The organism is Hymenobacter agri (genome assembly GCF_054778495.1).
On record NZ_BAAGZM010000841.1, the window covers coordinates 1 to 1,456 of the forward strand.

A 1,456-nucleotide genomic window follows, 5' to 3' on the forward strand; every position below is an offset into this window, starting at 1 on the left:
GAAAGCGCTTATCGGTGATGGTGCCGCCGCGGCTCACCAGCAGACGGCTGGCGGCGCGGTCGGGCAGCGGCTCGGGCGCAATGCGGTCGGCCGGCAGGGGATAGGTGAAATCGTGGATAGAAAGCTGGCGCGGGTCGGTATTCATGCCGCAAAGGTCGGACAGAACCCGCACCCCCCAGCAGCATTTCGGCCCGCGCCGACAATCCAGGGCCGGATTGCCAACGCGGGCCCGACTTGGCAGCCGCACACCACAGCCGCTACGGGCGCCGGAACAGCAGCAAGTGCTGCTGCGGCAGCGTTTCAATAGAGTCCGTCAGCACCAGGCCCACGGCGGCCATTTCCTTGCGCGCCTGGCCAATGCTCATCTTGTGAATGCGCTTGATGGGCACGTTGGGGTCTTCGGCGCGGTATTCCACCAGCGCCAGGCGGCCGGTGCCGGGCTTCAGCGCCCGCCGAATGGCGCGGCCCATCTCGCGCGGGTGGTCGAACTCGTGGTAAGCATCCACGATGAGCACCACGTCGACGCTGTCGGCGGGCAAGGCGGGGTTGGTGGTGGTGCCCAGCACGGGGCGCACGTTGCGGATTCGCTGCTTCTGCTTGTTGGTCTGCAGCGCGGCAATCATCTCGGGCTGAATGTCGACGGCCAGCACCTCGCCCTGGGGCACACGCTTGGCCAGCTGAAAGGAGAAAAAGCCCGTGCCGGCCCCAATGTCGGCCACCACGTCGGTGGGCTTCAGCTTCAGCTCACGCAGCAGAATGTCGGTGCCTTCTTCCTGGCGGCGGCCGCTGCGCTCGAGCCAGCTGGCGCCTTCGTGGCCCATGACGTGGGCAATCTGGCGGCCCAGGTAGTAGGTACCAATGCCGTTGGGGTCGCGCGGGGCAGCCATTTCGTAGCCGGTCGTGTCGGCCGCCGCCGTGGCCGACAGTAGCCGGGCGCTGTGCGCCGAGGCCCGGCTTTCGGTAGGTACCTGCGTGCAGCTCAACAGTAGCAAACCAACCCCGCCACTTATTCCCAACAGGCCAGTCAGCCCCAGGCGGGTTGTAACATAATCCCTCATACGGGTTGCAAGTAAGCACATTTGTTGAGGTCAACAGCAATTGGAGACGGCACGTTCATCAAAAATTTAAGTAGGTGCCCGGATAAGCCAATTGGCTGTCGGCAGTGCGGCAGATACTGCCAGCTGGCTGTGCAGCTCAGAAAAAAAGCGGCTTCAAAATAGCCAAATCTGCATCCTTGCCCGTAGAAAGCGCAATCCTGATTTTTTACCTGATTACCATGAAAAACCATTTCTCATCCCTCACCAAGCTTGTTGCGCTGGCAGCCTGCGCTTTGTCGCTGGGAAGCTGCAGCCGTTCCGAATACGCGATGCTGCCCAAAGGCGCCTCGTACCACGGCGTGAACCGGGCCGCTACGCCGGTGCCCGCCGCGCCGGTAGCCGTGGCCACGCCCGCCCCG

The 1,456-nt window shown here is 63.7% G+C and carries 2 protein-coding genes; one reads left to right on the forward strand and one right to left on the reverse strand.

Going from position 1 to position 1,456, the window contains the following annotated elements:
- Window positions 1-257 precede the first annotated feature (257 nt).
- A complete protein-coding gene (locus ACYVDE_RS22690) occupies window positions 258-1,058 on the reverse strand; it encodes a class I SAM-dependent methyltransferase (protein WP_460503809.1) in 801 nt (266 codons plus the stop codon).
- Between the two features lie 218 nt (window positions 1,059-1,276).
- On the opposite strand from ACYVDE_RS22690, the gene ACYVDE_RS22695 reads away from it, so the two are divergent.
- A partial coding sequence (locus tag ACYVDE_RS22695) for a hypothetical protein (RefSeq protein WP_460503810.1) occupies window positions 1,277-1,456 on the forward strand: 180 nt, incomplete at its 3' end.

What these genes read in the sequence shown, in the direction of transcription:
- ACYVDE_RS22690 (WP_460503809.1), bottom strand. Translation starts at nt 1,058, where the DNA reads ATGAGGGATTATGTTACAACCCGCCTGGGGCTGACTGGCCTGTTGGGA.